Here is a 25,731-nt window from a genome sequence, read left to right on the forward strand (position 1 = left end):
CGATGCAAGAACGCAAGACCAGTTCGATGCTCCAGCGCATGCCGGTGATCCTGGCGGTCACGGCGGCCTCGTATGGCCTGCAGCTGCCGCCCGGCATCGCCGGGCGAACCGGCAGCCAGGGCGTCACCGGCAAGGTGGCCGCGACCCAGCCGCTCAAGCATGCAACGCTGGCGCTGACCAACAGCTCGCGCAAAGCATAGTCACGGCGCGTTCGATCGCGCCACGCTCAAGAGCCGCCCGAGGGCGGCTCTTTGCTTTTGTGCACGCGGTCCCCCAAACGGCCGATCCGGCGGGCGCACCGGCTGAGGCTAGAGTGGCGGGGCCGCCGAGGGGGCGGCGCACCACTCGAAGAGGAAAGACCATGCGCTCCATCCACCGCATCGCCTGCGTGGCGACGATCGCCCTGGCCGCCGGGGCCGCTCTGGCCCAGACCAGCGGCACCTACAGCACCGGCACCGGCTACTCCATCGACGTCCGGTTCGGCGGCAACTCGCTGACGGTGGTCGAGCCGAACAAGCAGTCGGAGTACCGCAGCACCGGCCCCGGCGTCTACGAGTTCACCAACCCCACCAACAACATCCGCTACGGCCTGAAGGTCGTGGACGCGAAGACGCTGGAAGCCTTCAAGCCGGGCAGCGGCCAGCCGGGCACGAAGCTGTCGCTGGTGAGCGCCGCGCCCGCCGCCGCGGGCAACACCGGCACGCGGACCGCCGCGCCCGCCAGCAGCGGCGACTACAGGAAGTTCGAGCCCATCGCCCAGGGCTACCTGCAGCGAGCCCAGAGCGATCCCGCCAACGCCCAGGCCTGGTCGTTCTGCGGGATGGCGGCCATGGCCCGCGCCCACAACAACGACGGTGCCAACGACGCCCCGATCCGCCAGGCCGCCGCCGCGCTCAAGTCGATCGCCACGGACGTGCGGCAATCGCCCTGTCCGGAAGTGATCACGCCGGAGATCTGGCGCACCGCGAACTGACGGTCGCACGCACGGACCCCGTCATTCCCGCGAAGGCGGGATCCAGTGCTTCCCTGATCTCTCTTGCGCGGGATCGGCGTCCTGGCCACGGCTGTCCTTGCCGCCCTCCCCGCCTCCCCTATCCTGCGATCCATGGACCGGCCGCAACCCGCCGCCTTCATGAACACCGCGACACGCTACGGCTGGGTGGCCATCGTCCTGCACTGGGCGATGGCCCTCGCCTTGCTCGCGCTGTTCGTCTCGGGCGTCTGGATGGTCGGGCTTCCCGATGTCGGTTTCGATCGCACGAAGATCACCTGGATCCTGCTGCACAAGGCCGTGGGCGTCGCCGCGCTGATCGCGGTTGCCCTGCGCCTGGCCTGGCGCGCGGCCAACCCGCTGCCGCACCTGGCCGCGGGGCTGCCCGAGTGGCAGCGGTTCGCGGCCCGCTTGGCCCACCTGTGCCTGTACGGCTTCATGGTCGCCATCCCCCTCAGCGGCTGGCTGATGTCCTCGGCCGGCGGCTACCCGGTGAGCGTGCTCGGCCTGTTCGACCTGCCCGCGCTGGTGCCGGTCAACGAACAGCACTTCCACGCCTGGGTGGCCGTCCACCAGTGGCTCGCCTACGCCTTCGCGCTGCTGGTCGCCGTGCACGCGGCCGCGGCGCTGCGGCACCACTTCGTGCTGCGCGACGACTCGCTGCGGCGCATGCTGCCCGGACGCTACGAGGTGGACTCCGCCACCAGCCGCGCCAGCTCCGCCAGCGCATCGGAGACCGCCTGATTCGCGGCGGCCACGCCGGCCGCCGGCGTGCCCCGCTCCATGGCCTGCGTGCGGCGGATCTCGCGGGCGACCAGCACCTTGCCACCGGGCTCCTCCGTCAGGCGCACGCCGATCGCCAGGCGCAGCACCGGCGGCGCCACGCTGAAGTCCTGCACCAGCTCGACGACCTCGGTCCGCAGCGAGAACCGGGCGTTCCCGCCGCCGGGCGGAACCAGCACCGCGGCGAAGCGGCCGCCGCGCTCCAGGGTGCGCACGAGCAGCGGGTGCAGCATCTCCGTGGGTCGTTCGGCCCAGCGGTTCAGCGCGAAGTAGGCCACCTCGTGCGGACGCGTGCGGTAGGCGATCTGCACCGTGTCCAGCAGCGGCCGGGCCTCGGGCCGGTGCACCAGCAGCGCCTGCGCGAGGGGCGCGGCCCGGACCACCTCCGTGGGCACCCTGTCCAGCAGGGCCAGGTGGACCTGCGCCGGCGGCGCACGAAGGCAACCCGCCAGGGCCACGACCGCAAACGTCATCGCGAATCGCGCCCGCCTTGCGGCAACACGCCGCACGGTCACTGCTCCTCGCCAGGGCCGAGCGCGGGTGGCGACGGCCCCCGCAGCAGCACCGAAGGATCCCGGCGCAGCGTGGTGGCCGTCTCGTCCAGAGTGAGCGACAGCCGCTCCAGGCGCCGCAGCGTCCGGTCGGCCTGGGGCAGCAGGTCGGCCTGCAGCGAACGGGCCACTTCGCCGCTGGTGACCAGCAGCGGCTCGATGCGGCTGCCGGCCTGCTGCGTCCGGTCCATGAAGGTTTCCATGCGCCCGCCGATCGAAGTCGACGCGCGGTCGATCGCCTCCAGCGTGAGCACGGTGCGCGGCAGCGTTTCGGACTCCAGCCGGGCCGCCAGCGCGTTGCCCCGGTCCAGCAGCGCGGGCAGGCGGCGGCTCGTGGCCTCCGTGCTCGCCAGGATCGCTTCCAGCCGGCCGCGGTCGGCGGCCAGGGTCTCGGTCAGCCGGCGAAGCGAGCGCGTGGTCTGCTTGAGGTCGGCGACCGTCTCGGCGTCCAGGGCTTCGCGCAGCGTGGCATACGTGGCCTGCACGGCCCGGTTCATGTCGACGATGACGGTGTCCAGGCTGGCCGATTGCGAAGGCCCGGTGGCGATCACCGCCGGACCGTCGCCGGCGCGGTGCAGCGGCGCGCCGGCGGGACCCCGGTCGTCCAGGCTGATGTAGACGTAGCCGGTGAAGCCCCGGGCCGCGAGGCCGCGGCTGGACACCATGGCCACCGTGGCCGAACTGATGGGGGTCTTGCGGTCGACCTCGATGCGGATGCGCACCGCCGCCGGCCCGAGCAGCGCGACGTTCGTGACGTGGCCGACTTCGACCCCATGGAACTCGACGGGCGCCCCCGCGATGAGGCCCGAGACCGCGTCCCCGGTGCGGATCTCGTAGGCGGTGGCGCGGGCCGACGCGAGGAGGAACCACGCCAGCACGCCCGCGCCGACGAGGAGAAGCAGGCAGGCGAAGGCGAGCGCGGCACGCCGTTCAGTGGTCAGGGCCATGGCGTTCTCCAGTGCAGGACTGCAGGGAAATCTAGCCCCTCTGCGCTGAGGCAAGGCGAGCGCGGCGCGGCCACTGGAAACTTTTTGTGCCCGCGCTGCGCAAGAGCCGCCAGGCGCGCACACTCGCGTTGACGAGCCGGCTGCGAGCAGCAGCCCAGGAGGCGCCATCATGGACACGCAGCACACCAAGGCCGCCAACGAACGCTGGCGGCGCCACGCCGAGGACGAAGCTGCAGCCCGCGCTGTCCAGCAGGAGAACGCCGGGGCAACCCATCAACCGGTAGGCGGCCCCCCGCCCTACGGCAACGAGCAGGTGAACCTGATCGCGGCCGAGATCATCGCCATCGAGAGGGAGCGTTGCGCCGTTCTGGTGGAGACGTGGCCCGTCGGGTCGGATGCCAGGGCTGCGGAGATGCTCGAGCAGGTGGCGGCGCGGATCCGGCGGCGCCCGTAGGCGCAACGGCGCCTGAAAAGAAAGAAGCGGCCGGAAGGCCGCTTTCTTGGGGTTGCTGGCGGAGACGGAGTCCGCCCATGTAGGGGGTCAGGAAGCTCCACTACGCATCGAACTCTCGTTTTTTCCCTCTGAAACAGGTGAGACCGTTGCGTCACGGTGAATCATGGCACGCAACGCGACAATGCATGTTTGGATATGTAGGTGGGTGCGCTATGCCCAAGATCGCGAAACTGCTCAGCCCGGTCGAAGTAAATCGACTCCGGATGGTCGGCTGGCACGCTGTGGGGGGTGTGGCGGGTCTGCTGCTGCAGATTCGGGCGCCTGCGCAGATGGGTGCGCCCACGCCACGTTCCTGGGTTCTGCGCGTTCGGGTTGCCGGGCAGCGGCAGGTGGTTGGCTTGGGCCCCTACCCGCAAGTTTCCTTGGCCGAGGCGCGCGAAGCGGCCAAGAAGTTGGTCGCTGAAGCCCGCCAGGGTGTCGATCTCCGCGCCAAGAAGCGCGCGCAGCGCAGTGCTGCAATCGCGGCAGCCGCCAGGAGCAAGACCTTCACGGAATGCGCCGAAGCCTACATGGAGGCCCACAGCCGGGACTACTCGAACGACAAGCACCGAAAGCAGTGGGCTGCGACGCTTCAGACGTACGCGTACCCGGTGATCGGCCAGATGCTCGTCGCCGAAGTCACCATGCGCGATGTGCTCGATGTGCTGCTGCAGCAGACCGAGTGCCCAGACGGAGAGCCGGGCAAGCTCTGGTACGTCAAGAGCGAAACCGCAAACCGACTGCTCGGCCGCTTGAAGGCGGTCCTTGATTACGCGACGGTCAACGAGTACCGCACCGGCAACAACCCGGCAACCTGGAAGGGCTACCTCGACACCCAACTGCCCTCCCCGCGCAAGCTGCAGGAAGCCACCCACCACCCGGCCCTGCCCTACTCGCTGGTGGGCGACTTCATGCCGAAGCTGAGGGCGAATGACAGCATCAGCGCGCGAGCCCTGGAATTCTTGATCGTGACCGCGGTGCGGTCTGGCTCGGTGCGGGCTGCGTGCTGGCAGGAGATCGACTTCGGCCAAAAGCTCTGGATCATCCCTGCCGCCCATACCAAGACCAGGCAGGAGCACCGCGTTCCACTGCCTCGGCAGGCGATCGAGCTTTTGAAGGCGGTGCCTCGCATTGCCGGCCAGGATGTGATCTTCCCGAGTCCGCGCGGCGGTCCTCTCTCCGACATGGCTCTTTCCCAGCTCATGCGGGGAATGCGCGAACGGGGCGAATTGCCTGTCGACGCGGTGCCACATGGGTTCAGGAGCACTTTCCGCGACTGGGCAGCCGAGCGCACGAGGTACCCCGACGACATTCGGAAGGCAGCGTCAGGCCACGCCGTCGGCGATCGGGTGAAGGAAGCGTACGAACGCACCGACTTGCTCGAGAAGCGCCGCCAGATGATGACCGAGTGGGCGAACTTCCTGGACCGCCCGAGTGCTCTCGCCAGCACCAAGGTTGCCAGCCTGCGGAGGGATGCAGCATGACCAGTCGTAGCTCTGCGATTCTTCGCGATGACGTCGGCGGCAATCATGGAGGGGACGGTAAGGCGCGGAACGTCGCGACCCGGCTCTACCGGCACGTGCTGCAAGAGCAGGAGATCGACGAAGCCTTGCGCCGCCAGATCACAACTGAAGTTCTTTTCGAACTGGTCGTTTTCACGATTGATCATGCGAAGTCAATGCGCGCGCTGGCCAACCAGGGGAAGTCGCGGGAGCGCGCGAGAGCGCAAGCAGACGAGAAGCAGCAGCTCCTCTTCGCTTGGCTGGACAAGAACCTCCCCCGGTACCCAGGGCGGCTCGACCTCTGCGCAGCCGACGCAGTGAAAGCAATTCGGGGCCTCGGTCGCGCTCCTTCTTGGGCGCGCAGGCAGATCACCCTGTATCGCGCTCAACGACAAAAGTGAGCCGCGCGGTTTGCTAGCAGGGCGATCGCGCAGTGCTAGCTGCAGGCGCGCGTAGCGGGCCGTCTGCATCCAACAATGCCTCATGAATTTCCATGAGGGTGCAACGTGAGTTCACTGCAAGCACCGGGGATTGACCATCTCCCCGACGACGCTCTTGTCCGCCTGGCCCTGCTCATTTCGAGCGGGCTCGTTCCCTGGTCAGCGCCCACCCACTGGCGAAAGTGCCGATCAGGCAAGTTTCCCGCTCCGGTGAAGGTCTCGGCCAACATCACGGCTTGGCGCCTTGGTGAAGTGCGCCGCTGGGCCAGCGATCCAGCCGGTTTCGCGCAAGCACCTTATCCCAGGAAGGGGGCCGTGAAGTGAGAAAGCTTCTTCGCTACGGCCCGCCGTACCGCGCCTCCTGTGGGGCGATCAAGCGAGATTACATCTTGATCGAAGCGGCCCATCCAGCCCGTTTCTACGAGAACTACACGTACTTCGGGCTTCACACGACCTCGAGTCGCACTGCACGCCGTTTTCGACAGCCTGAGGATCACCGATGCCTGGAGGTGCTGGTTCGAGAGCGCCGGGCCGTTCTGTTCTTCGACGCTGCAGAGCTTCAGCCGATTTACCGACGCAAGGCGAAGCTCAAGTTCTGCGAAAGGTTGCTTGACATTGTCTACCTAGAAAAATGCAGTCTATGCGTCAGCAGCACAGGGGCGGAGTTTCTGCTGAACGAGAGCTACTCCCACGTGGAGCCGGACCAGCGCCTCGCACTCGTTGCAGCTGGCTTTGTGATTGCCGATCTGCCGATCAGGCTTTCTCCATACTGTGGTGGCCACGACGCCTGTGGCGGCTTGCCGGCCACGCGTGGGTACCTGATTACTCGGAAGGAGAACGTGGGCGAGCTCGATCACATCGTGGAGCGATTGAAAGTCGCCGAGAAAAGCGCGCCCGACTGGGACGATGCCTCGGGAGTTCGTGATGATTGAGCACGAGTATGGAGAGGCTTCGCTGGCGGCGGTGCCAGAGGCGCAGGAAATTCGGCGCGCGATCGATCTTCTCTGGGGTAACCGCAGCCGCTTCGAGCTCCGCCTCCTGCACAAGAGGCAGGGCCGGACGTTTGTCGACGCGGGGCTCTTCGATCGAGCGCACCTGGGCGAGATGATCGCCCTCGCCTTGGAGCGGAATGCCGGCGGGCGGGCGGTGTACGTCAACCTCAACCCGATTCGAAACGACCACAACCATGCCGCGGTAAACCAGTTGGAGCGGTCGCCGACCGGCCTCGTTGGCAACAGCTCGATAGAGAAACGCGAGTTCTTCCCGATCGACCTCGATCCCGCCAGGCCCGCCGACACATCGGCCACTGACGCGCAATTGCGAGAAGCCGAGGAGCTCGGCAAAACTATCAAGGCATATCTCTCTGCCCGCGGATGGCCTGATCCGATCGAATGCGCCTCTGGCAACGGCGTACACCTGCTGTACTCGATCGATCTGCCGAACGATGACGAATCGCGCAGGCTCGTCGAGGCTGGGTTGCATTCGCTCGACGTCAAGTTCAGCACCGGCAGCGTCAAGATCGACAAGTCGATGGGTAACGCCGGGCGGATCATCAAGCTGTACGGCACGGTCGCAAACAAGGGGGCCGACACGCCTGCCACGCCCCACCGGCGGGCAAGGGTGCTCCGCGTGCCCGAGCAAAGTCGGGTCGTTCCGTCAGAAGCACTCATGCAACTCGCCGGCCCGTCCTCGCGGCCGTGGCCGCTTGGGCCGATGCCGACCTGGCTGCAGAACGGTGAAGCCCGATCGATGGCGGCGGGCGCGGGATTTGACCTTGACGCGTTCATGGCGAAGCTGGGCATTCCGTTCACCCTCGAGCGGAAGACCGACGGCAATGAGTGGCTCCACCTGGACCGCTGCCCCTTTGACCCGGCGCACGGGCCCAAGAAATCTGCCGTCTACCGCGGCCAGGAAGGGCGACTCGGATTCAAGTGCTTCCACGACAGTTGCACCGGGCGCGACTGGCACGCCTTGCGTGACCTCGTAGAAAACCAATCGGCCCCGCCGACAGCTTCACCGCCGGCTGGGCCCCAGAAGCTGCCGCCCGCGCTCAAGCCCGTTCCGCATCTGTCGGCCGACCTTCTCCCGAGAGCCATCGCCCCAGCGGTTGTCGACGCGGCTGAACGCCTGCAGTGCCCAGCTGACTACCTCGCCGTGTCGATGCTCACCGCCGCCGGAGCAATCGTGGGAAACCGGCTCGGCATCTGGCCGATGGCCAAGGACGAAACGTGGACCGTGTTCCCGGCACTCTGGGGAGCCATCGTCGGCGACCCCGGGACGAAGAAGACGCCCGCCATGCAGGTCGCCCACGTTCCGCTGCGGCACCTCGAAGAGCGTGCGCGCGAAAAATTCGGGCTGGAGTACAAGCTTTACAAAGCCGAGAAGGCGCAGTACGACAAGGCGTTCGAGGCGTGGAAGAAAGACAAGGCCGGTGAGGCGCCCGTCGGCCCGCCGCCCGAGCCGAAGCTACAGCGCATTGTGGTGCACGATACGACCTACCAGGCCCTCGGCCAGATCTTGGCGGACAACCCTCGCGGCGTTCTCGCCCTGGCAGACGAGCTGTCGGGTCTGCTACGGGGGCTCGACGCGCCCGGTCAAGAGGCCGCCCGTGGCTTCTTCCTAACCGGTTGGGGCGGCAACTCCGGGTACAGCTTCGACCGAATCGGTCGCGGCGCGATCGTGCTGCCCCGCTACTCGTTAACGATGTTCGGTGGCTTCCAGCCGGAATTGATGAAGTCGTACGTGCGTGAGGCGCAGCGGGGAGAAAAGAGCGACGGGCTACTGCAGCGGTTCCAGCTCCTGGTGTGGCCGGACTGCACTGGCGAATTTCAGTTGGTGGACCGGTCACCCGACGCTCAAGCCATGGGCAATTACCACCGAGCCATGGACGACCTGCACCGCGCGACCGGCAACACGATGCACGTGAATGGCGAAGCCGGGGACCAGCCGACGATGGTTCACTTCGCGGGAGATGCCCAGCAGACGTTCAACGTCTGGTACTTGGCCAACGAAAAACTGGTGAAGTCGGGCAGGCTGGACTCGTCGCGGCAAAGCCATTTCGCGAAGTACCGCAGTCTGGTACCCGCACTCGCGCTCCTTTTCCATCTGCTGGACTGCCAGCCGGGGAAGGTATGCCGTTGCTGCACCGAGAGGGCCATCGGCTTCGCCAGCTACTTGAAGGCGCACGCACACCGGGTGTACGGCTCGATGTACGGCCACGACTACGGCGCGGCACGCGTGCTCGCCGAGAAGCTGCTCAACGGCGCCATTGCAACTGGCTTCAGCCGCCGGACGCTGAAGCAGAAATGTTGGTCGGGGTTAGGGCGAGATGAACAGATGCAGGCCGCCCTGGACGCGCTCGTGGAACTCGGCTGGCTGATCGAGCACGATGACCGGAAGCCCGGCGGTGGCCGGCCGACGACCAGGTACTTGATCGCCGCCGGCATCTCGGCCGACCTTTTGTAGGTTTTGATGGCGCCCCCCACCCTTGTAGCGGCACGGAAAGGTCGAGACTGACGCAAAACGCAGTAGGGGGTAACTATCAAAACCTACGAAACCACCCTGCAGCGCGCCGCGTCCATGAGGTCCTGCGAAAAAAGCACCCGCGGCTCGCCGCCGCTCCCCTTGGAACTGTTCACCGCCATGTCCATCCCACCAACACCTAGATCCGCCGTGATGACCACCATGGGTGACCGCATCACCTGCGCGCAATGTCAAGCCCGCTCGAAGCGAACCGGGAACCAGTGTCGGGCGCCCGCCATGAAGGGCAAGCTGGTGTGCAAGTTTCACGGGGGCAAGTCCACCGGGCCACGTACGCAGGCCGGCCTCGAGAAGTGCGCCGCGACCAGAACCACTCATGGCCAGGAGACCAAGGCCGTCCGGGGGGCGCACCGCGCAGCCGCCAAAAGGATCAAGCATCTGGAATATCTCGCTCGGCACCTTGGTCTGTTCGGGCGTGGGTGCCCGCGGCCCCGGCGTTAACGGCCGGTGTTCTCGTCAAGGTAGACGCAGGCCCTACCGATGGATGAGATCCTCTCAGGCTGCGTAGCCCGCGGCGATGGCCACGACAGCCTCCGGCAATGGCGCAGCCTCGCCTGTCTCGCGAGAGCACTTCCAGATGCCGCCAGACCAACTGATCCTGTAATCGGCGCCTGCGCGAAGGATTAGCTCGGGCCGGTCGTCACCATGAACATCACGGTAGCGCACGTCCTGTACGCCGTCGAGTTCGCCTTGCTTGAGCCGCCGCCGGAGTTCCTCATTGAGAGCGAGGCTACGAAGTTCGGCGTGGAAGCCGGTAAGCCGTGTCTTCGTCAATAGCAAGATGTCGCCCGCTCCGGAGTGGCGGACCATTCGAGCGCCGCAATAACTCATCAACGCAGGATTCGAAATCAGGTAGGCGCGCCAGTCAGAGGCGCCACTGTTCTCTACCAAGTGCGGGAGCGCGTCCGCCCCACGACGCACGACGACGTCCAGCAGTTGACGAAAGCGCTTGTCTTGGACGACAGGCAGCCAGTTTTCAAGCCGATCGCGGTACGACGTGGCATTGGCAATGCAGAACGTGTGGTTGCCGCCGGATGCCGCAGGCATGAAGTCGTACAACGAGAGCAGAGCGCGTTGGAGGATGAAGTCGCGCGACGTCAAATTTTCCCTGGTGAGAACATCGGCCAAAGCCGACGCGTACTTTTCGAAGCTTGACGGATCCGGGGGAGCCGACGCCGAAACGGAAGCGAGTTCTAAGAGAAAGCCAATGCGCCCCTGGAGATACCAGTGACTTTCGGCGCGCAGGAGCAATGGCTCCCAAGATGGATCCGCCACGATCAACGCCGCTTTGCGTACCTCCTCCTCCACCTGCTCACGCGAGAATCCAAGGCCGGCCGGCACGCCTTGCGATAAATGCTCGTACAGCGACAGCGCATGGCCCGATAGCGTCGTCAACCCTCTCACAGCCTGCACGGCGGCCCCCGGCTCCTCGATGCGGCTGTTGCGGATGAGATTGGTAGTCACTCGAAGCCATGCGTCGAGTTGCGCGGGTGCTAGCGAGAGGTCAGGTTGCGAATTGGCGACCTTCCGCCGGAAGACGATTAGAGCGTGAAGCTTCAATAGGTCGTCGTACTCCGGCCGTTGGACCAATACACTCCGCAAAAGCGGGACGTGATGTGCTCCTTCTTTGCTCGCGAAGTGATCCAGCGAACACATCAGATCGCCCAGCGCGTCAGCGGACAGGGCTCCGTGCGATTCGAGCTCACGCAGCGGTATTTGCGCAGGCACGTCACGTAACGTAGTGATCCAGTTCCTGCCGTCCGCGGGCAGTGCGTAAAAGCTTCCGGGCACCATCTCGCATGCCTGGAGAAATGCCGCGACATAGAAAAATCGCAGGAACAGCTCGTCAAACGTCGCTCGATGCTGCGCCCCCCCGCGGCGCGCCAAGGTCCAGAAGAAGTCTGTCCAGGACTGGTCCAGCTTGGTATCGAAGTCGTTCGCCCACGGCTTTCCAGCGACGCGCTCCACCAGCCACGCCTTCAGATTTTCGAAGGGCGTGAGTGGCTTGCCCCGAGCGTTCATCTTGATGTAGAGGTCGTCGGACAAGCCGAAGTTACGGAGCTCAAGAAAGTGGAACGTTATTAGCCGCTCGTCGACGAGCTTGCCGTATAGCCCCGTGTGTTCGCCGAAATAGTGATCGATGGCGTCAAGCATGACGCACGCGGAGCGTACGGTTGGGTCCCGCAACCATGTGTCGAAGAACCACTTCTCGTCCTGCAGTGTCTCAGACAGTCGTCCCGCGGTCGGAAGCGAAAACGATCGTGTTGCAATCGCGTCGAAGAACTCAGTTGCACTCGGGCGCGTGGCGTAAGAAAAGCGAGAGCGCCCCTCCGAAGCCGAAACCCACCGCCGCCGGAAGTCCTCGGCCTCGCCGTCACGATGGGCGAGATACCAATGGAGCAAAAAAAGAGTCGTGAGCCGCTGCTGGCCGTCAAGCAAGGACAGCGTCCTACCCTGGATGCTGCCGTAAATGAAATCCAAGTCGAGCGGCGCGGCGGTACCGGTGAGCGCGCTGCGCAAGTTGTCGAGGAAGGCATCCCGGATCTCCGCAGCCGCCTGGGAGCCCTGTGCGTAGTCGCGCTGGAGGATGGGAATCTCGATGAAATCCACGTCAACCATCAGGCTTGCAAAAGTATGCTGTTGGCCGTTGCTCACGCCAAATGCCCTTCCTCGAAAAACGTGGCCAGTCGCTCCACTATGGCCTCGGCATGTGCTTGGCTGTCCGTCTTATTCCACATCAGCATGCGATCCACGTCCGTGCTGTAGTACTTGAGAAAGGCGTTCTTGGTGCACAGGGGAACGAAGCCGCCGGTCCTGTCGCGCTCGATCACACGCCGTCTTTTAAGTGGGAACATTGCGTTGCCGTAACTTCGATTAGTCTCCGCATCGAGCAGCGTGAGGTTGCCGATACTGTTATCCACGTCCACGTCCTGTCCGGGATCATGCTGCTCGCGGAGCTTCTCAAACAGGTCGCGGAACGCCGGGCCATCGAACTTCTCGGCCCGGACAAGGGCGTCTGCGCGGTCGATTAGCAGGTTCCCGCGGTTAGCCCCCCCGAAGAAGTCGACTACCCTCGCGAGCCAAGCCTTCTGTTCATCGACACGCTCGGGCATCCGAGAAGCCACGGAGCGGATATGCTCGATGTCCCATCTCTCACGCTTGTAGGCGCCGAACGGGAAACGCATGTTCGATCCGCTTGCCATCAGCGTGACAAGGTTGAAGAGGAGTAGTACGGCACGTATCCGTACGCGGTCGGGCGAGTACTCTAGGCCGGCGAGGTCCTCACGGATAAAGTCGCGCAGGGGTTCGCCAGAGCCTGACTTCCAAGAGCGTCGAAAGAGCAGCGCGCGAATTCCCTGCTTTAGCAACGCGCGAAATTCCTGCTTACTCCCCGCCCTTTCGGCCAGTTGAGTCACTTCCAAGACCGCGTCATGCGAACGAACCCTCGACTGGGTGGCCACGAAGCCGACCAGGTGATGCAGCACCGGATCTTCAAACCACTCGACCAGGGTGAGAAACACCCGCTTGACTTGTGCCCACTCCTGCCATGCATTGGAGCCCTCGCGCCGGAGCCGGTGATCGAATGCGTGAAAGATGGAATCCTCGTTCCAAGGTGCCGAGCCCTTCGCTGCAGGCTGAGAATCTGCGCAAAGCCGGAGAATAAGGTCGATGCGGTTTGACTCGCGAGAGGAGTTGGTCAGGAAGTACCAGAAATCGTCGTCTTGTAAGCGCCGTTCGATCGCATCCCACTCAGAGGCGATCTGCAGTTGCCGCATCTGCTGCAGCCGCCCGTCTTCACCCTTGAAGTTGCTCGCCCGCAGAAAGAGAGCTTTCACCAGCTCAGCGTCTGCGAGCGGTATCTTGCCCACGTTCAGCCGTCGGAACACGTCGGTAGGCCTAACGTCGCCGGTGATTTCGTACCAGATCACCTTGACGTCATTTCGGAACGTCGACTCGCAATCCTCGACAATGCTGGAGCGCTCCTCGAACCATGCCTCAATCGCGGCTGCAGCCTCGGCCATGTAGAAAAAGTCGATGTTTTCCGCGGCATCCTCCGGGCGGACACGTTGGAGGAACTTGGCGCTGGCAGGCCTGGTTTTGTAGGACATCTCGAAAGACTTGTACCGGTACTTCTCTGCCTTTCTTTCATTGAAATGTGAGAGCAGCAGATGCAACGTGGTCAGCCGCTGCTGACCGTCAACAACTTCCCATCCTCCCTCGGGACTCGCCGCGACTACCACCGGTTGGAGGCAGTAGAACTCGCCACGAGCCCTTCCCCCCCTTCGCGCGAACTCCCAGACGTCCTCCAGCAATTCAACCACCTGCTGCCGAGTCCAGCGGTAACCACGCTGGTAAGCGGGGACGATGAACGTTTCCGCCCGCAGTGTCTCCACCGACCTGAGTTCCAACTCGTTCGCCTGCATTCTTTCTGCTTCCTTCTTCTTGACCGCTGCTCATGGCAGTGTTCCACAAACTGGTGCGGATGATGGCCCCGGGCAAAAATGCGCGGCGGTCCGCATTGGTTTCGGGACCAGAATGTCCGGAGCTAGCCCCTTCTCACTTAACGCGGGTCGTCATCCATGGCGCCCGCACTCATCAATTAGTCCTGGCAAAGCGTCCACGTCAACCACTGGATTAGGTCCGGTACTTCCAAGAAATGCCCAATCGTCAACAACCAGCATCGGTATCACTTGGACGTCGGCAAAGTCTGGTGTACCTCGCAGCCATTCGGCCTTCATCTCCAATTTCCGGTGGAAGCCCTCCGCATCGACGTGACCGAGCTTCTGCGCCACGTTCAAGAGCTTCGTGGCGTTGAATGGCAACGCAAGCACCTTGCACTCGACCAAGATCGCCATACGAGCCCGGGGGTGTTTCGCGAGTACGTCGACTTCACCCGGAATCCGCTGGCCAGCCAAGTGGCAGAGCCTAGCTCCTGACCATGCGCCGCCCTCCGAGATGTGGTCGGCCTTCCAGCCTCGCTCGCTGAAGTACGCGATAACACGGTCTTCGAACGGCTGGGACACAAACCGCCGGAAAGCCTCTTGCGACACCGGCACGCCGCCATATCCTGTGTAGCCAAGGACCGAATGCTCAACGAAGCCATTGATTGAATCGCCAATGTGCGTCATTGCGACCGCAAAGGTCCGATCGTCAATCCGCATCGCTGGTCTCTCCACGACCATATTGGATAGGGAATCGCGCCTCGCCAAGCGTCCTCTATGCCACTCACGCTGCCAAAACATTGCTCGGACGGCGGCATTGACTGTCTCTGGATCCTCGCCGATGAAGCTGGACGTGGACGCGAAGGGCTCGAAGAGCGAAATCCCGGGCGTGCTGTCGGGTCGGCCTAGGCGACGAAACTGCATAGCGTGCGCCAACAGATGAAGGCGGACAGAAAGACCAAGCCAGAAATTCGGCTGAGGTTCGATCTGCTCAAAGACCGTGCCCTGGAATAGGGGGATGCGAGAAGGCTGCTCGCCACCCAGCACTGCGGCCACCGCTTCCATGAATTGGCTGACGTCGTTCCAAATTACGTCTCTGGAGTTCTGCAAGGTTCGGTGTGCAAGGCCGCGTGCGAGCGCCGAGGCTCTCCATGCTTTCCTAACTTCTCTGTCCTCCTCCCGCACTACCCGGATTCCCGAGGGAAGAAATTCCGCCGGGCCAAGTTCTAGTGCGCGCGCCTGTGCGTCATAGAGGGCCAGTTGTTCCCACGCGGCAGCAGCCGCCACCAGCCGCCGGACTTGGTTGTGCGCCTTCGTGCTGGGCCCTATGACGGTCTGATTCGCCCATATCACGCTCGTCGCCGTCTTCAAGGCTGGGCCGAGCCACGGAACGGCATCCTTGATCGGGCCCATGCCATAGTAGTACTGCTCGATTGCCTCAAGCAGCCCTGGTACGACTGACCGGGGGTCAAGGGCGCTTCCGACTGCCACCAAGTGGTTCCATGCAACTTCAACCGCTCTCTTGCGGGCGCACTCATCTGTCAGTCGCGATGCTTCAGTCCTGACTAGAACAGCCGCCGGCTCGGCCAAGGGGGCATCGTCGTCTAAATAGCTCTCCAGCAGAAAGCTGGCCAAGTTTTCCGACTGCTGATAAAGCCGGGCAGACGGCGAGAAGAGGAACTTGTTGCGACCCACGAGAGAATTTCCATCGGCAAAGTACGCGAATCCTAGCTTGCGGGTTGGCCGCTCAGCATCTGCTTTCACTTCTTCGGCACTCAGTCAAAGGTCATGTCATAGCCGGCCAACGCACATTTACGTTGCCCGCTGTAGCATCGCGGCCCTTGAAGATCGGCGCAATCCACGAGCTCTCAGGTCGATATCGGAATCGTCGTGCGACCACGCACAACCGCGGGGCAGCGTTCGTCCACCACTGCCGCCCACGTTTCGTTGGTTTTGATGGTGCCTTCCTCCCCTCATTCGGGAAAGTTCCTTGCTAGGCCGGGCGGGGGGATCACCACCAAAACCTACGAAAGCCCAGCGTGCCATGAAGTCCCAGCGCGTCACGACGCGCTGATCGGTGTCAGGCGAATCGCGCAAGTTCAGTCGCGCTCGAGTGCACCGCGGTGCCCGAGGGAAGTGCATAGCAGCCCCGGACCTGCGCGTCCGCCGTTCTCCCGGGTTCGCCGATGGAGCGCGTGCGCGCCTTCGGGCTCACGTCGTGGTGGTGAGCGCGGGGCCAGTGCACTTGTCCCTGTTCCAGCCTCGTCCTCTACTGGATCGAGTCAAGCGTCCTTCATTGCCGCCAGCCTCTCCTTCGACCGCTCCACTGCGTCAGCAATAAGCACCGGCGTCTGGTACCGTTTGACGTGCTGCTCCAGGTAGTGGGAGAAGTACATCCGGCCCTCGACTGGATCGCCGTTGTCACGGGCGGCCTTGCGCAGCAGGTCCGGCAGCTTCACGTCGCCGGCTTGAACCGCACCCATCGTGCGTTCGAACTCCTCGATGGACAGGATGAACACGTTGTTCAGCGGCAGCCGCGCGGCCGCGTTCTCATCGGGGTAGTCCAACTTGTCGGTGGGATAAAGGTTGGTCAGGTTGCCACCGTGACCCAGGTGCAGTTGTCGGCTGGTGACCACCAGAAGATAGTTGACCACGCCAGCACGGTGGAAGGGGTTTGTAGACTGGCCCAGCGCGCGCGTTACCTTCCAGCCTTGGTGCACGGCCTCGTACACCCGCTTCGTTTTTCGGTACATCGTGTCCGCATCGTCCGTGACTAGAACGGGGTCAGCAAAAAGAGCCATCTTCGCTTCCACCAGCACGTTGCACCCGTCCTCCTGGATGACGGCCTCGACTTTCGGTGCCTCACTTCCCATCGCGCCCTCGTACTCGACCTCGGTGACAACCTGCGGAGCAGCTTCCACCGCCAACTCGGTCGCGTAGGCCTCGAACAGGCGGCTGAATGGCCGGGTGTACTGTTCGCCGCGGTCCGACAGCCGCAGGTGAACGGCGTCCTCCAGTCCACGTGCGAGCACCATAGGGTGCCAACACGTGATGACACCAGATTTCAGCCGCACGAATGGGAAGCGGCGCAAGTAGGCGAACTCGTAAAGTTCCGCGCGACCGCGGACCTGTTGCGCCTCTGGCTTCTGCAGTTCATCCCGCAGCGCTGGCAGATCACGCACAAATAATTCCAGCAGGCGGTCGACCGCACCACCGTAATTTTGACGCAGGGGGTACAAGTAGTGGCTCGGGATGGACTGCTCGCCATTCACCACGCTCGCGTACAGGGCGAATGACAGGTCGATGTAGGTGTCTGGGTCCATACCCAGCGTCTCCCGGAAATGCTGCGCCAATCTGGCACCAACCGGCAACCGCGCGATCAGGGCAGGCCAGCGCAAGAAGCCCCAGCCGTGCGCCCGCTGATATTCAAGCTGCTGCTGCAGCATGGGGCGAATCATGGCGGCAAGGCGAAGCGGTCGGTCCGGGCGTCCACGCCATGCGGGCAGTTCCCAGAGTTGCTGCCGCAGCGCATCAAAAACCGCCGCGGGCATACGCTGGCCGACTTTCATGCTGATCGTGCGATCTTGCAGCGCCCACTTCACCAGCAGCAGCGTGATCCAAGGTGCCGAACGCAGGTTCTCCATCTTCGAGCCGCGATCGGTCCACAGCTCGTCAAGCGCCAAGGCCACCACCGACCGGGCGCTGTAGTGGCGTAGGTACTTGCGAATTCGGCGGACCTCCACGCCGACTTCGAGGTCGGGGCGGGCGGGTGGCTGGTCTAGCGCGCGGGTGGCGACAGGAGTTTCGTCGCTCGGGGCTGTCATGGACTGAAGTCTCGCACGGAGCCGAGCCTTGCCCACTTCGAGAGCAGGACGCTGCTATCCGCGCTGCGTTCGCGCCTGACCGCGCTCGCGCTCGCTGTCAGCGAACTTCATGCCAGCGCTGGGCAACCGATTGCCCCTTCGCCATGCGCACCAGCCCGGTCAGCCCGAACTCCATTTCGAGAAAGCAACTGGCCTCGGGGCGCCACAGCGCCGCCAACGGCTCGCTATGCTTCGTCCTGGCGTTCATGGGGAAGTTGTGTGGCCACAGCTTGACCGCCTGGATACCGCGGACGCGCTCACTGATCATCTTGCCGTAGACCGGTGGGGCAGCATGGCCGCTTGCCAGTGGCACCCCGTCGCGGTACCCGAAGTGCACCTTGGCGAACACTCACGCGCCACGCGCGAGCCGCAGCTCGAAATGGGCCTCTTGGACGCCCTTCACTCCACGGAGGCCGGCCTGCGCCGCTGCTTGGTAGACCTGGGGCCAGCGGACGGCCAACTCGGCGGTGTGCTTGTCGATCTCGTCAGCCTGGGACTCGCTGGCGGCAATCCACGCGTTGTAGGTGTCGGCGACGGTCTCCGGAGCGCCCAGGGCCCGTTCTAGCGCCCCGATGAAGCGCAATTCGGCGGCAATCCTCTCGCTGGCCGGCACGCCTTCTGCCAGGAGGGCAACGGTGTAGGTTCTCTCGTCCATGGTTGACACTGTACGTTCATACAGCATCCACCGCAAGCTCTGGCTTGGCGCCACACCAGACAATGGACAGGTCAGGTCAGCCGTTGCCGCTTGCTCGCGAAGCGCTCCGCCGGTACCGCGCCGGGTCTTTCAGCTTGCGCCACCTGTGGGATCGTTCACCGGGCAGGTAGGAGCTGTCGCACCGCTCGGCGACAAGTCCCTCCAGTTCCAGCTTCAACGCTGCCGAATAGAGGTCCGGGCCAGCAGTCTGGAATGCTCTCGACGACCAGCAGATCGTGAGTCGGCTTGGGCGTGAATAGCTGCGCGAGCAGCCCCTTCCGAGCAGCCCCTTCCACAGCACCAGGGGCAAGGTCAACAGCGCACGCCCCGCATGCAGAAGGTCAAAATGCAGTAGGTCACCGGGTCCCGCCAGGGGTAGCGGCACTTTCTCCGCGCGCGGGCCTGGAGGCGGTTGAAGGCTGAGCGCCCGAGGTCGTCAAGAACGCACACACCGCCGTTTACACGGAAAGGGCCGCCTTCGAACGTGCTCAAGGCACGAGAGTGGTCTCTGGAAACCAGACTGGTGCAGTTCTGGCCCTGCCGCGTGCGCAGCCGAACCTGCCCTGCCACGAACTCCGCCAGCATGCGGTAGCCGTCGTACTTGATCTCGAAGATCCAGTCCGAGTGCGAGAACGGCGCGTGCTCGCCGTTGCCCGCGAGCATTGGCCGCACAGGCAGCTTCCTGCGCAAATTGTCGTGGTAATGGCTTCAGGGCGTGCCCGCCGCGCGCAGCGCCCCATTTGCTCGCTAGCGAAAAACACGCTCGCCCGCAAGGCCACAAGGATTTCTCCGGTTGCGCAGCGGACTTGTACCTTTCAGGGCCCACCCTTGGAGCAGCCGCCATGCCGCACATCGACCAAACCGACCAGCTACTCGCATTTTTTCTCGGAACCGACCCGAAGCTTTGGGTTCGATTCGTACCGCGGATCGCGGTCAAGGCAACCTACTACTGTGATGCCGACGTCCGTGATAGCGGTAGGTTTCACCGCTTCCTCCTCGTCATCGCTAGCCGCCGCGTAGTGCTTGAGGCGGGCCCGATTTCTTCAGGGCACGGGTTAATCTTCAATGCACGATCGATCGCGCACAAAATCGCTCCGGACACTCCCGACCTGGACTGCGTTGGTGCGAACTGGTCTGGCCTCAACGATCCTTTCATGCGCAAGGCACGCGAGATCGCTGAGGTCTGCAGTCACAAGTTTGCGCCCTCGCCCTTCGATATAGGTCCGCGCCCAGGGCAGGCGTAGCCCCGCCCAACTGCGGGAGCTGCGCTGCCGCCAAGAGTCAGGCCGGCATTGCGCCGACGCTCGACGCGAATTTGTCGAGTGAGGACTTCAGGTCACCCGAGCCGAAGCAAAGCCGGTAAGACCAGCGCCCGAACCGAGTGCTGTTGCTGACAGCCGTGCACCAGCGTTCCGCCGCCGCCTTCTTGATCATCGCATCGCCGATCTGCCCCTTGATTTCGACCACAAGCAGATCCCCATTCACCAGTTCGACAACGAAATCGGGGAGGTACTTCCTGGGCGTACCTTCCTTTCGGTAAGGAATCACGAGCCCGAGTCTGTCATTCTTGACCCACGAGACAACAGCTGGATGCGAGCCGAGCACTTCGGCCGCTTGGCGCTCCCAGTCGGAGTCGAACACCGCCGCATTGAGATGGCAGCGACGAACATCGTGCAGCGGCTTGCCGGTGTGGAAGTCCACCATGCGGGTAGAGCGCATACCGGCAGCTCCCGGAGCGAACACCGCTTTCTCCTGACTGGCGCCACCCCGATCGACCGCCTCCATCGCGTTGACCAGCATCGCGACCGCCTTCACGAAGTACGGATTGATAGCCAAGTCCTGCTTCGCTCTCGACCCTACCGGCGTGACGTGCCCTGCAATGAAACGGGTTGCCACGTCCAGCGTCTGCGGGAAGAGTCGATGAGTCGGTATCGCGTCTCCACGATCTTCCTGCCACTTCCGGGCCAGCACTTTGGCCAACTCGAACGCAACCTGCTGCACACGCACGCCCGCGCGCCACGCCTGCAGATTGACGCGCGCCGGGGCCCCCGGTCCAAAGGCGATCAGCCGCCCGTCGTGTGTCGTCAGGCCCCGCAGCAGAACGTCGTCAGGCACCTCTTCGGAGTCGAGCACCAGTTCGCCCACGCGATCCCAGTTCACCTTGATCTGCACGATTCCCGGGTCCTGGTAACCCTCAACGACTGGGATCTCAATTTCGTACTCGGCACGATCCGCCTCGGCGTAGACGTGATTCGCTGGCGGCGACGGGGGCTGCGGCTTGCCGCCCTCCACCTTGAACGGGATCAGCTCGAAGGGTACGCCGAAGATCTGCGCCGTTTCCTCCGCGAATAGCCCCGTTTCAGGCACAACGGTGTATGACGTCCGCCGCAACGCGCGCCCCACGACCTGTTCGCACAGCAACTGCGATCCGAATGGCCGCAGACCGACGACGTGCGTGACAGTCGTTGCGTCCCAGCCTTCAGAGAGCATGGCCACCGAGATGATGCAACGCACGTTACGTCCCGGCGGCACGTCCGGGTTGATCGCCACGAGGCCGCTTCCCTCATCCTCAAGCGCCTTCCGGTTGTGGCGCTCAACGAGCGCCGCGTACTCCTCCGGAACCTTACGCCCGGGCCATTCGGTCTTGCCAATCGTCTCCAGCACGAAGCGCAGGCGCCGCGTCTCGTCGCTCGTGCCACCGGCGGCGATATCTTCGCCCACCTTGCTATCGATGCGGATCGTCATCTCAGCGCCAGGCGCATTGCGGAACTCGGGCACACCAGCTCCGTGCTGCGCATCGCCTTCAGCGAGCCAGGCGTACATCGACTTGGCAATAGTCGTGTCGCGACAGACAATGATGAACACGGGAGGCACGTCGTGGCGCCGGTTTCCTTCGGCGAAGTGCCGACGCCAGGTGGCCAGTGTCTCCCGCCAGCTAGAGGCCAATGTGACAATGGGAGCAGTGGCGTAGCGCATGACCTCGGCCACCGTCACTGGACCGATCAGACCGTCCCCCTGCGCCTGCTTCTGCACCCAACGCCAAACGTTGAAGTAGCGCGGCACTTCCTCTCCCGAGCCGTCTTCTGTCGGCAATTGCGGAACCTTCACGAGCCCGGCCTCGATAGCCTCGAGCAGGCTGAAGTCAGATACCACCCATGGGAATGGCTTCCCGACCTCGTTGCCGCTGCCCTGAATATAGAAGGGAGTGGCGGAAAGATCCACGCAGAGCCGGATGCCATTGCCACGCCCGCCGAGCGCCTTGTTGATGCGATCCAAGCCCTCGATCCAAACCGTGGCCTCACGGACGTTGGCTTCTGTTGTCTCGTCCTCCTCACCGAATGGATCGGCCTGCTCGATGCTGCCCCGTCGGTAAGCGTGGTGCGCCTCATCGTTCATGACTAGGATGGCCGAGCTACGTCCCTTCCGGCCACCGAGCACGCGCTTAAGGAAGGCGGCATCACTTTCCAGGTACTGGGTCTCCCTGACGGTTACCGCCTTGAGGGTGCCGTCGCGCTTACTCTCGACGCCTAGAACTTCGAACGCGCCGACGGTGGCCTGATGGCGGATATTCTCTGCAGTAGCCGCAGCCGTTACCTTGATGGTGCGGATCTTGTCCACGGGCTGCCCGCGCTTAACGACGCGCGCACCTTGGCCGTTCACTTCACGCATCTCGCGCCGCTCGAGGTTGTGCCAGTTGGTCACAAACACCTCGCCCCGGCGCAGCTCAGGCATCCGGTGCGCCGAGACCAAGTCCCGCATACGGTAAAGCGAAAGCTCGTCGCGCGCGGGATCGAGTTCCTGCAGACGGTCCCGGATCGTAACGTTCGGACAGACGATCAGAACCGTGTCTGAGTAGGCCGCATTCTGCGGGTCGGCAACCTTATTGAGAATGGACCACGCGGCGAGCATGCCCATCACCGTGGTCTTGCCAGACCCGGTCGCCATCTTCAACGCGACTCGTTGGAAGGCCTTGAAGCCGTCTTTCTTGGCTGCCGGTCCGGGCTCGTCGACGGGCACATCAATGCCTTGGAGCAAATCGGCGGGCCCTTCAATGAGGAAGATCGCCGCCTCCGCGGCCTCGAGCTGCGCGTAAAACAGCGGGTGCAGCCGGTCCGGCGCGCGCCACAACTCAATCAGCTCCCGGGTGACTTTGGTTGCACCCTGGTATTGACGATCGCGCCACTCCTGAACCCGTTGACGGAGCAGATTGGCAAGGTCCAGAAGGTACTCGTTACCTTTCAAGTCCTCGTCAAACATCTCATCCTGGCCCGCACCGCGCCGGCCTCGGGCCGCGCCTTGAGGTACGCGTAGGAAGTAGCTCGCCGGACGTCGTCCATCCTGAAGTGATGGCGGCTGCCCCTCTTCGATGTGCCAGTGGCGGCGCGGCTCCTGGTAAGGGGAGTTGATGATCGGGTTGGAGACGGCGTTGATCTGCTGAGTCATCGCCCGCTACTCCGTGACGTCGAGCACGCGCATCAGTTCATTGCCGCGCTCATCGATCACCTTCACGGCCACCTGCCTTCGATCACCCAGGGCGAATGGCTCGCTGACCGTGCCCGCCAAGTGTGACCAGATCGATTCCTCGAAGCTGCCCTTCAGAGAGCGCTGCAGATTATCCCAGGCGCTGGTCCTCGGGAAGAAGACCTGAGTTGCGTAGAACGAAAGGCCGTCGTAGTCGGTGTCGAGCATCCAGCAAGGTACGTTCTCACCCCCGACCGAATCGGTGTCGAGTGACTCAGGGTCGAACAGGTCGAGGCCACGTAGCTCCACCTCGTACAGCGGCTGGCCCTCCGGGCCTCTCTTCCTCAGGGAGCGTATCGTCGCGTCGGGAAGGCCCGTGACGGAGAAAATCTGCGAAGCGCGTGTCGTCTTTAGTAGATCCGACATCGCCACGTCAGGCGTCACGGCCACGTATGCCGCAGGGATGCGCAACTTCTTCTCGTCTTCGATCATTGCCCGCGCATTGGGCTCGACCGCAAAGCCGAAGAAGTAGAGTCGGTCGTACTTCAAGTAATGCGCTTCACGTCCGGCCTCGTAGACAAGCGACGCCGATACCGCGCCGTCAGGCGGGCCAAAGACAATTGCCACGCGCCTATCACCCTCCTTCGCCTCCGCATGCAGGTACTCTGTCTCCACGGTGCTGCGCACACCTGCCAATGTGAGTTCCCGGTTGCCAGGAAGCCGCAGCGTCTTGGACTGGCGCAACACCTCGGTCATCCGCTGGATATGGGTTGACACGTCGTCGTCTGGAACCACAGCCTCGCCGTCGCCCGCCGACTCGAGCGGTTGCACTGGGGCTATAGCGGCCTCGAAGACGAAAGGGCCGGCCACACGGGTTACGCCGCCCACTTCTTCGGGGCGGTCCACCAGCACCTCCATGACAGCGGGCTCATCCTTGGCAAGGGATTTCAGCGTGACGTGCGGAACAAGTCCGCCAATCTCTTCGCCCTTGCGGTTCTGCTTTCGTTTGTAGACGAACCCGCCGGAGGGGCCGACCTGCGGAGACTTGAGCTCGTAGTAAGGAAACGTGGCAGTCAGCAGCCGTTGGCGCGCCAGTGCGAGCGGCACGCGCGACGTATCCATCGTGATCCAGCGTCGCCCCCATTGCTCCGCGACGAACGCTGTCGTGCCGGAGCCACAGGTCGGGTCCAGCACCAAGTCTCCTGGATCGGTGCTCATAAGAAGGCACCGTTGGATGATCTTCGTATTGGTTTGAACGACGTAAACCTTCTGCATGCCGACCCCGGAGGCACCATCCGGCCAGAAGTTGTTCAGCGGTTGGAAGCCGAAGTCGTCGGCGAAGCGCACGTAGTTCACCGTGTTGCCGTTTTTGGTCAAACGCTTCAACTCGATCAGTCGCTTTGCTCCAGCAGTGTTGGTTTTCCAACTTGCCCCGGCCGTCGGCTTGAACGAAGCCCCGCCGAACTCCAGGTCGTAAATGCAACTCTCGGTTCGCCCCGCTGCAAGGAAGATTTGATGGCGAAAGAGTCGCCAACCTGTCGGGAGCGAATCAGCGGCAGCCTCTTCGGCGGTAATCCGGCGCTTGTCACCCGCGGCGTTCATCAGCCACACATAGTTTGGGTCGTCGCTGAAGTCTTGCCGCTCGTACAGGGTGCGCTCCTTGAGAAGCGAGATATCGCGCGCGTACCAAAGCAGATAGTCCGCAACTGACGCAAGGCCCTGCGTGCCAAGGCCAGCCGTCTTCTTGAAGGCGATCAGCGCCCGGAAGTTTGATGCCCCAAAGATCTCGTCCAGCACTTCACGGACGTGGTGCACGTTGTCATCTGAAATCTGCACAAAAACGCTGCCGCTTTGGTGCAGCAGCTCCCGCGCCACCAGCAATCGATCGCGCAGGTATGTCAAATATGAATGCAGCCCCAGTTCCCATGTGTCGCGGTACGCCTTCACCATCTCTGGTTCCCGCGTCATCTCGTCATCCGCGCCGTGCTTGACCTCCTTCTTCCGCACGAAGGGCTGGAAATTGCTGCCGAACTTCACCCCATATGGCGGGTCGATGTAGATCATCTGCACTTGGCCGGCCATGCCTTCGAACTCGAGCAGCGAGTTCATCACTGCTAACGAGTCTCCAAGAACCATGCGGTTCTGCCACGGCCCCTTGTGCTCGTATGCCTCGAGGTTCTCGCGGATGTCCATCCCTGAGTCCCCGAATAGGTCCAACGTCTGTCCTCTCGCCTTGCGGTGTCGAATGCCGTCGAGGATCGCCTTTGTCGAATGCCGTTCGTGCACGAACAGTGGTGATGTCGGGATCTGGATTTGGTGTCGCTCGGCCTTGCCTGCCCAGTTCAGGAACGGTTTGCTGATCTGCTGCAGCATCTGGGCGGCATCTGCAGTGGATGTGATGCGAACGCCTCCGCCCTTCCACTCCTTCGGCTCCGAGAAGACCGACTTCTCCCCCTCCTTGCCCGCACGCACGATGAGTCCCAGCAGCCATTCACCTAAGTCCCGTTCGCGCTGCTGATCCCACGAGAGTGCCGGATCCAGAGAGCTGTCGTATCGGTAGGTCTTCGGCGGCTTCCGCGCTTGAAATTGGTCCTGCAGGCCGGCGTCGGGGCGCTGCACTACCTGGTCCGGATGGCGGTACTGCTCGGTCGCGTCCAAGCCGGCACGTCCAACGCGGGCTGCCGCGGTCTCGCTCTTTAAGTCGCCAGCCTCAAGCTCGCGCGAGCCCGGCACCGGCCAGGCGCGCCCGCCTGCCGCCATCAGGCGCTGCACGAGTTCATCGCGCTTGCCCTGAGTGGGCTGCTCAAACTGACCTAAAGCGTCTCGCAATTGCGCGACAGTGAGGCCCTCGACCAACGTCTCGGGCTTCGCTCGCTTCGCGCTGGCCAGAGTGGCCACCATCGATTCTCGAGATCGGCGATCGGCTTCCAGTTCGAGTTCAGCACACAGCTCTTTGAGCTGCTCGGGCATCAGCAGGTCAAGCACCACTCGCTTCAGGTTCATCCCCATCCTCTTCTTCGTCTT

Annotated in this window: 21 protein-coding genes; 10 read left to right on the forward strand and 11 right to left on the reverse strand. The window is 63.6% G+C overall.

Features of this window, described 5'->3' with window-relative positions; translation table 11 throughout:
- The first annotated feature begins 2 nt into the window (after positions 1-2).
- The 3 genes from ASG30_RS14705 to ASG30_RS14715 all read left to right on the forward strand — a co-directional run bounded on the left by ASG30_RS14705 (position 3) and on the right by ASG30_RS14715 (position 1,735).
- Positions 3-200, forward strand: coding sequence for a hypothetical protein (locus tag ASG30_RS14705; RefSeq protein WP_055898099.1), 198 nt, complete (start codon positions 3-5; stop codon positions 198-200).
- 161 nt (positions 201-361) lie between these two features.
- Entirely contained in the window at positions 362-973 is a 612-nt protein-coding gene (locus ASG30_RS14710; RefSeq protein ID WP_055898102.1) for a hypothetical protein, read from the forward strand.
- A 132-nt stretch (positions 974-1,105) separates the two neighbouring features.
- On the forward strand, positions 1,106-1,735 hold the full coding sequence (locus ASG30_RS14715) for a cytochrome b (protein ID WP_055898105.1): 630 nt from the start codon (positions 1,106-1,108) through the stop codon (positions 1,733-1,735).
- On the opposite strand, the gene ASG30_RS14720 is transcribed toward ASG30_RS14715, so the two are convergent.
- The gene (locus tag ASG30_RS14720; protein WP_055898107.1) at positions 1,675-2,247 is read right to left on the reverse strand and encodes an ABC-type transport auxiliary lipoprotein family protein; all 573 of its coding nucleotides are present in this window, start codon (positions 2,245-2,247) and stop codon (positions 1,675-1,677) included. The two genes, ASG30_RS14715 and ASG30_RS14720, sit on opposite strands and share 61 nt — an antisense overlap.
- A 38-nt stretch (positions 2,248-2,285) precedes the next feature.
- On the reverse strand, positions 2,286-3,272 hold the full coding sequence (locus tag ASG30_RS14725) for an MlaD family protein (protein WP_055898110.1): 987 nt from the start codon (positions 3,270-3,272) through the stop codon (positions 2,286-2,288).
- A 169-nt stretch (positions 3,273-3,441) separates the two neighbouring features.
- Here ASG30_RS14725 and ASG30_RS14730 point away from each other — a divergent pair, with 169 nt between their 5' ends.
- The 6 genes from ASG30_RS14730 (at position 3,442) to ASG30_RS23210 (ending at position 9,688) form a co-directional block, all read left to right on the forward strand.
- Positions 3,442-3,726, forward strand: a complete 285-nt coding sequence (locus tag ASG30_RS14730; protein WP_055898113.1) for a hypothetical protein — start codon at positions 3,442-3,444, stop codon at positions 3,724-3,726.
- Positions 3,727-3,938: 212 nt separating this feature from the next.
- The gene (locus tag ASG30_RS14735; protein ID WP_055898116.1) at positions 3,939-5,249 is read left to right on the forward strand and encodes a tyrosine-type recombinase/integrase; all 1,311 of its coding nucleotides are present in this window, start codon (positions 3,939-3,941) and stop codon (positions 5,247-5,249) included.
- Positions 5,246-5,668, forward strand: a complete 423-nt coding sequence (locus ASG30_RS14740; RefSeq protein WP_156385554.1) for a hypothetical protein — start codon at positions 5,246-5,248, stop codon at positions 5,666-5,668. The genes ASG30_RS14735 and ASG30_RS14740 overlap by 4 nt, the downstream gene beginning before the upstream one ends.
- A gap of 359 nt (positions 5,669-6,027) precedes the next feature.
- On the forward strand, positions 6,028-6,639 hold the full coding sequence (locus tag ASG30_RS22590; protein WP_156385555.1) for a hypothetical protein: 612 nt from the start codon (positions 6,028-6,030) through the stop codon (positions 6,637-6,639).
- Positions 6,632-9,172, forward strand: a complete 2,541-nt coding sequence (locus ASG30_RS14745) for a YfjI family protein (protein WP_162243739.1) — start codon at positions 6,632-6,634, stop codon at positions 9,170-9,172. The genes ASG30_RS22590 and ASG30_RS14745 overlap by 8 nt, the downstream gene beginning before the upstream one ends.
- Positions 9,173-9,391: 219 nt before the next feature.
- Positions 9,392-9,688: an HGGxSTG domain-containing protein gene (locus ASG30_RS23210; RefSeq protein WP_442965693.1), complete on the forward strand. Its 297-nt coding sequence runs from the start codon at positions 9,392-9,394 to the stop codon at positions 9,686-9,688.
- Positions 9,689-9,742: 54 nt separating this feature from the next.
- On the opposite strand, the gene ASG30_RS14750 is transcribed toward ASG30_RS23210, so the two are convergent.
- The 7 genes from ASG30_RS14750 to ASG30_RS14775 form a co-directional block, all read right to left on the reverse strand.
- Positions 9,743-11,902: a DUF262 domain-containing protein gene (locus tag ASG30_RS14750; RefSeq protein WP_055898125.1), complete on the reverse strand. Its 2,160-nt coding sequence runs from the start codon at positions 11,900-11,902 to the stop codon at positions 9,743-9,745.
- The gene (locus ASG30_RS14755) at positions 11,899-13,671 is read right to left on the reverse strand and encodes a DUF262 domain-containing protein (RefSeq protein WP_055898128.1); all 1,773 of its coding nucleotides are present in this window, start codon (positions 13,669-13,671) and stop codon (positions 11,899-11,901) included. The genes ASG30_RS14750 and ASG30_RS14755 overlap by 4 nt, the downstream gene beginning before the upstream one ends.
- 150 nt (positions 13,672-13,821) lie before the next feature.
- Positions 13,822-15,453 carry a hypothetical protein gene (locus ASG30_RS22595; RefSeq protein ID WP_162243740.1) on the reverse strand — a complete coding sequence of 544 codons (1,632 nt, stop codon included), beginning with the start codon at positions 15,451-15,453 and terminating at the stop codon, positions 13,822-13,824.
- A gap of 518 nt (positions 15,454-15,971) precedes the next feature.
- Positions 15,972-17,513, reverse strand: a complete 1,542-nt coding sequence (gene gapS1, locus ASG30_RS14760; protein ID WP_055898131.1) for a GapS1 family protein — start codon at positions 17,511-17,513, stop codon at positions 15,972-15,974.
- Positions 17,514-17,610: 97 nt separating this feature from the next.
- On the reverse strand, positions 17,611-17,901 hold the full coding sequence (locus ASG30_RS14765) for a hypothetical protein (RefSeq protein ID WP_055898134.1): 291 nt from the start codon (positions 17,899-17,901) through the stop codon (positions 17,611-17,613).
- A complete protein-coding gene (locus tag ASG30_RS14770; protein WP_055898137.1) occupies positions 17,902-18,207 on the reverse strand; it encodes a hypothetical protein in 306 nt (101 codons plus the stop codon). It abuts the gene before it with no gap.
- Positions 18,208-18,558: 351 nt separating this feature from the next.
- Entirely contained in the window at positions 18,559-18,909 is a 351-nt protein-coding gene (locus ASG30_RS14775; protein ID WP_055898140.1) for an ATP-dependent DNA ligase, read from the reverse strand.
- A 179-nt stretch (positions 18,910-19,088) separates the two neighbouring features.
- Between ASG30_RS14775 and ASG30_RS22600 the strand changes: the two genes are divergently transcribed.
- A complete protein-coding gene (locus ASG30_RS22600; protein ID WP_156385557.1) occupies positions 19,089-19,490 on the forward strand; it encodes a hypothetical protein in 402 nt (133 codons plus the stop codon).
- Between the two features lie 37 nt (positions 19,491-19,527).
- Here ASG30_RS22600 and ASG30_RS14780 read toward each other — a convergent pair whose 3' ends face one another.
- Together ASG30_RS14780 and ASG30_RS14785 are read right to left on the reverse strand one after the other, a co-directional pair.
- Positions 19,528-22,689, reverse strand: a complete 3,162-nt coding sequence (locus tag ASG30_RS14780) for a BPTD_3080 family restriction endonuclease (RefSeq protein ID WP_055898143.1) — start codon at positions 22,687-22,689, stop codon at positions 19,528-19,530.
- Between the two features lie 6 nt (positions 22,690-22,695).
- Positions 22,696-25,710 (reverse strand): DNA methyltransferase, encoded by a 3,015-nt coding sequence (locus ASG30_RS14785; protein WP_235579806.1) that lies wholly within the window; start codon positions 25,708-25,710, stop codon positions 22,696-22,698.
- Between the last annotated feature and the right edge of the window lie 21 nt (positions 25,711-25,731).

Origin of the sequence: Ramlibacter sp. Leaf400 (genome assembly GCF_001424545.1) — a bacterium.
Lineage (GTDB): Bacteria > Pseudomonadota > Gammaproteobacteria > Burkholderiales > Burkholderiaceae_C > Ramlibacter.

What these genes read in the sequence shown, in the direction of transcription:
- ASG30_RS14705 (WP_055898099.1), top strand. Translation starts at nt 3, where the DNA reads ATGCAAGAACGCAAGACCAGTTCGATGCTCCAGCGCATGCCGGTGATC.
- ASG30_RS14710 (WP_055898102.1), top strand. Translation starts at nt 362, where the DNA reads ATGCGCTCCATCCACCGCATCGCCTGCGTGGCGACGATCGCCCTGGCC.
- ASG30_RS14715 (WP_055898105.1), top strand. Translation starts at nt 1,106, where the DNA reads ATGGACCGGCCGCAACCCGCCGCCTTCATGAACACCGCGACACGCTAC.
- ASG30_RS14720 (WP_055898107.1), bottom strand. Translation starts at nt 2,247, where the DNA reads ATGACGTTTGCGGTCGTGGCCCTGGCGGGTTGCCTTCGTGCGCCGCCG.
- ASG30_RS14725 (WP_055898110.1), bottom strand. Translation starts at nt 3,272, where the DNA reads ATGGCCCTGACCACTGAACGGCGTGCCGCGCTCGCCTTCGCCTGCCTG.
- ASG30_RS14730 (WP_055898113.1), top strand. Translation starts at nt 3,442, where the DNA reads ATGGACACGCAGCACACCAAGGCCGCCAACGAACGCTGGCGGCGCCAC.
- ASG30_RS14735 (WP_055898116.1), top strand. Translation starts at nt 3,939, where the DNA reads ATGCCCAAGATCGCGAAACTGCTCAGCCCGGTCGAAGTAAATCGACTC.
- ASG30_RS14740 (WP_156385554.1), top strand. Translation starts at nt 5,246, where the DNA reads ATGACCAGTCGTAGCTCTGCGATTCTTCGCGATGACGTCGGCGGCAAT.
- ASG30_RS14745 (WP_162243739.1), top strand. Translation starts at nt 6,632, where the DNA reads ATGATTGAGCACGAGTATGGAGAGGCTTCGCTGGCGGCGGTGCCAGAG.
- ASG30_RS23210 (WP_442965693.1), top strand. Translation starts at nt 9,392, where the DNA reads ATGGGTGACCGCATCACCTGCGCGCAATGTCAAGCCCGCTCGAAGCGA.
- ASG30_RS14755 (WP_055898128.1), bottom strand. Translation starts at nt 13,671, where the DNA reads ATGCAGGCGAACGAGTTGGAACTCAGGTCGGTGGAGACACTGCGGGCG.
- gapS1 (WP_055898131.1), bottom strand. Translation starts at nt 17,513, where the DNA reads ATGACAGCCCCGAGCGACGAAACTCCTGTCGCCACCCGCGCGCTAGAC.
- ASG30_RS14770 (WP_055898137.1), bottom strand. Translation starts at nt 18,207, where the DNA reads ATGGACGAGAGAACCTACACCGTTGCCCTCCTGGCAGAAGGCGTGCCG.
- ASG30_RS14775 (WP_055898140.1), bottom strand. Translation starts at nt 18,909, where the DNA reads ATGCTCGCGGGCAACGGCGAGCACGCGCCGTTCTCGCACTCGGACTGG.
- ASG30_RS22600 (WP_156385557.1), top strand. Translation starts at nt 19,089, where the DNA reads ATGCCGCACATCGACCAAACCGACCAGCTACTCGCATTTTTTCTCGGA.
- ASG30_RS14780 (WP_055898143.1), bottom strand. Translation starts at nt 22,689, where the DNA reads ATGACTCAGCAGATCAACGCCGTCTCCAACCCGATCATCAACTCCCCT.
- ASG30_RS14785 (WP_235579806.1), bottom strand. Translation starts at nt 25,710, where the DNA reads ATGAACCTGAAGCGAGTGGTGCTTGACCTGCTGATGCCCGAGCAGCTC.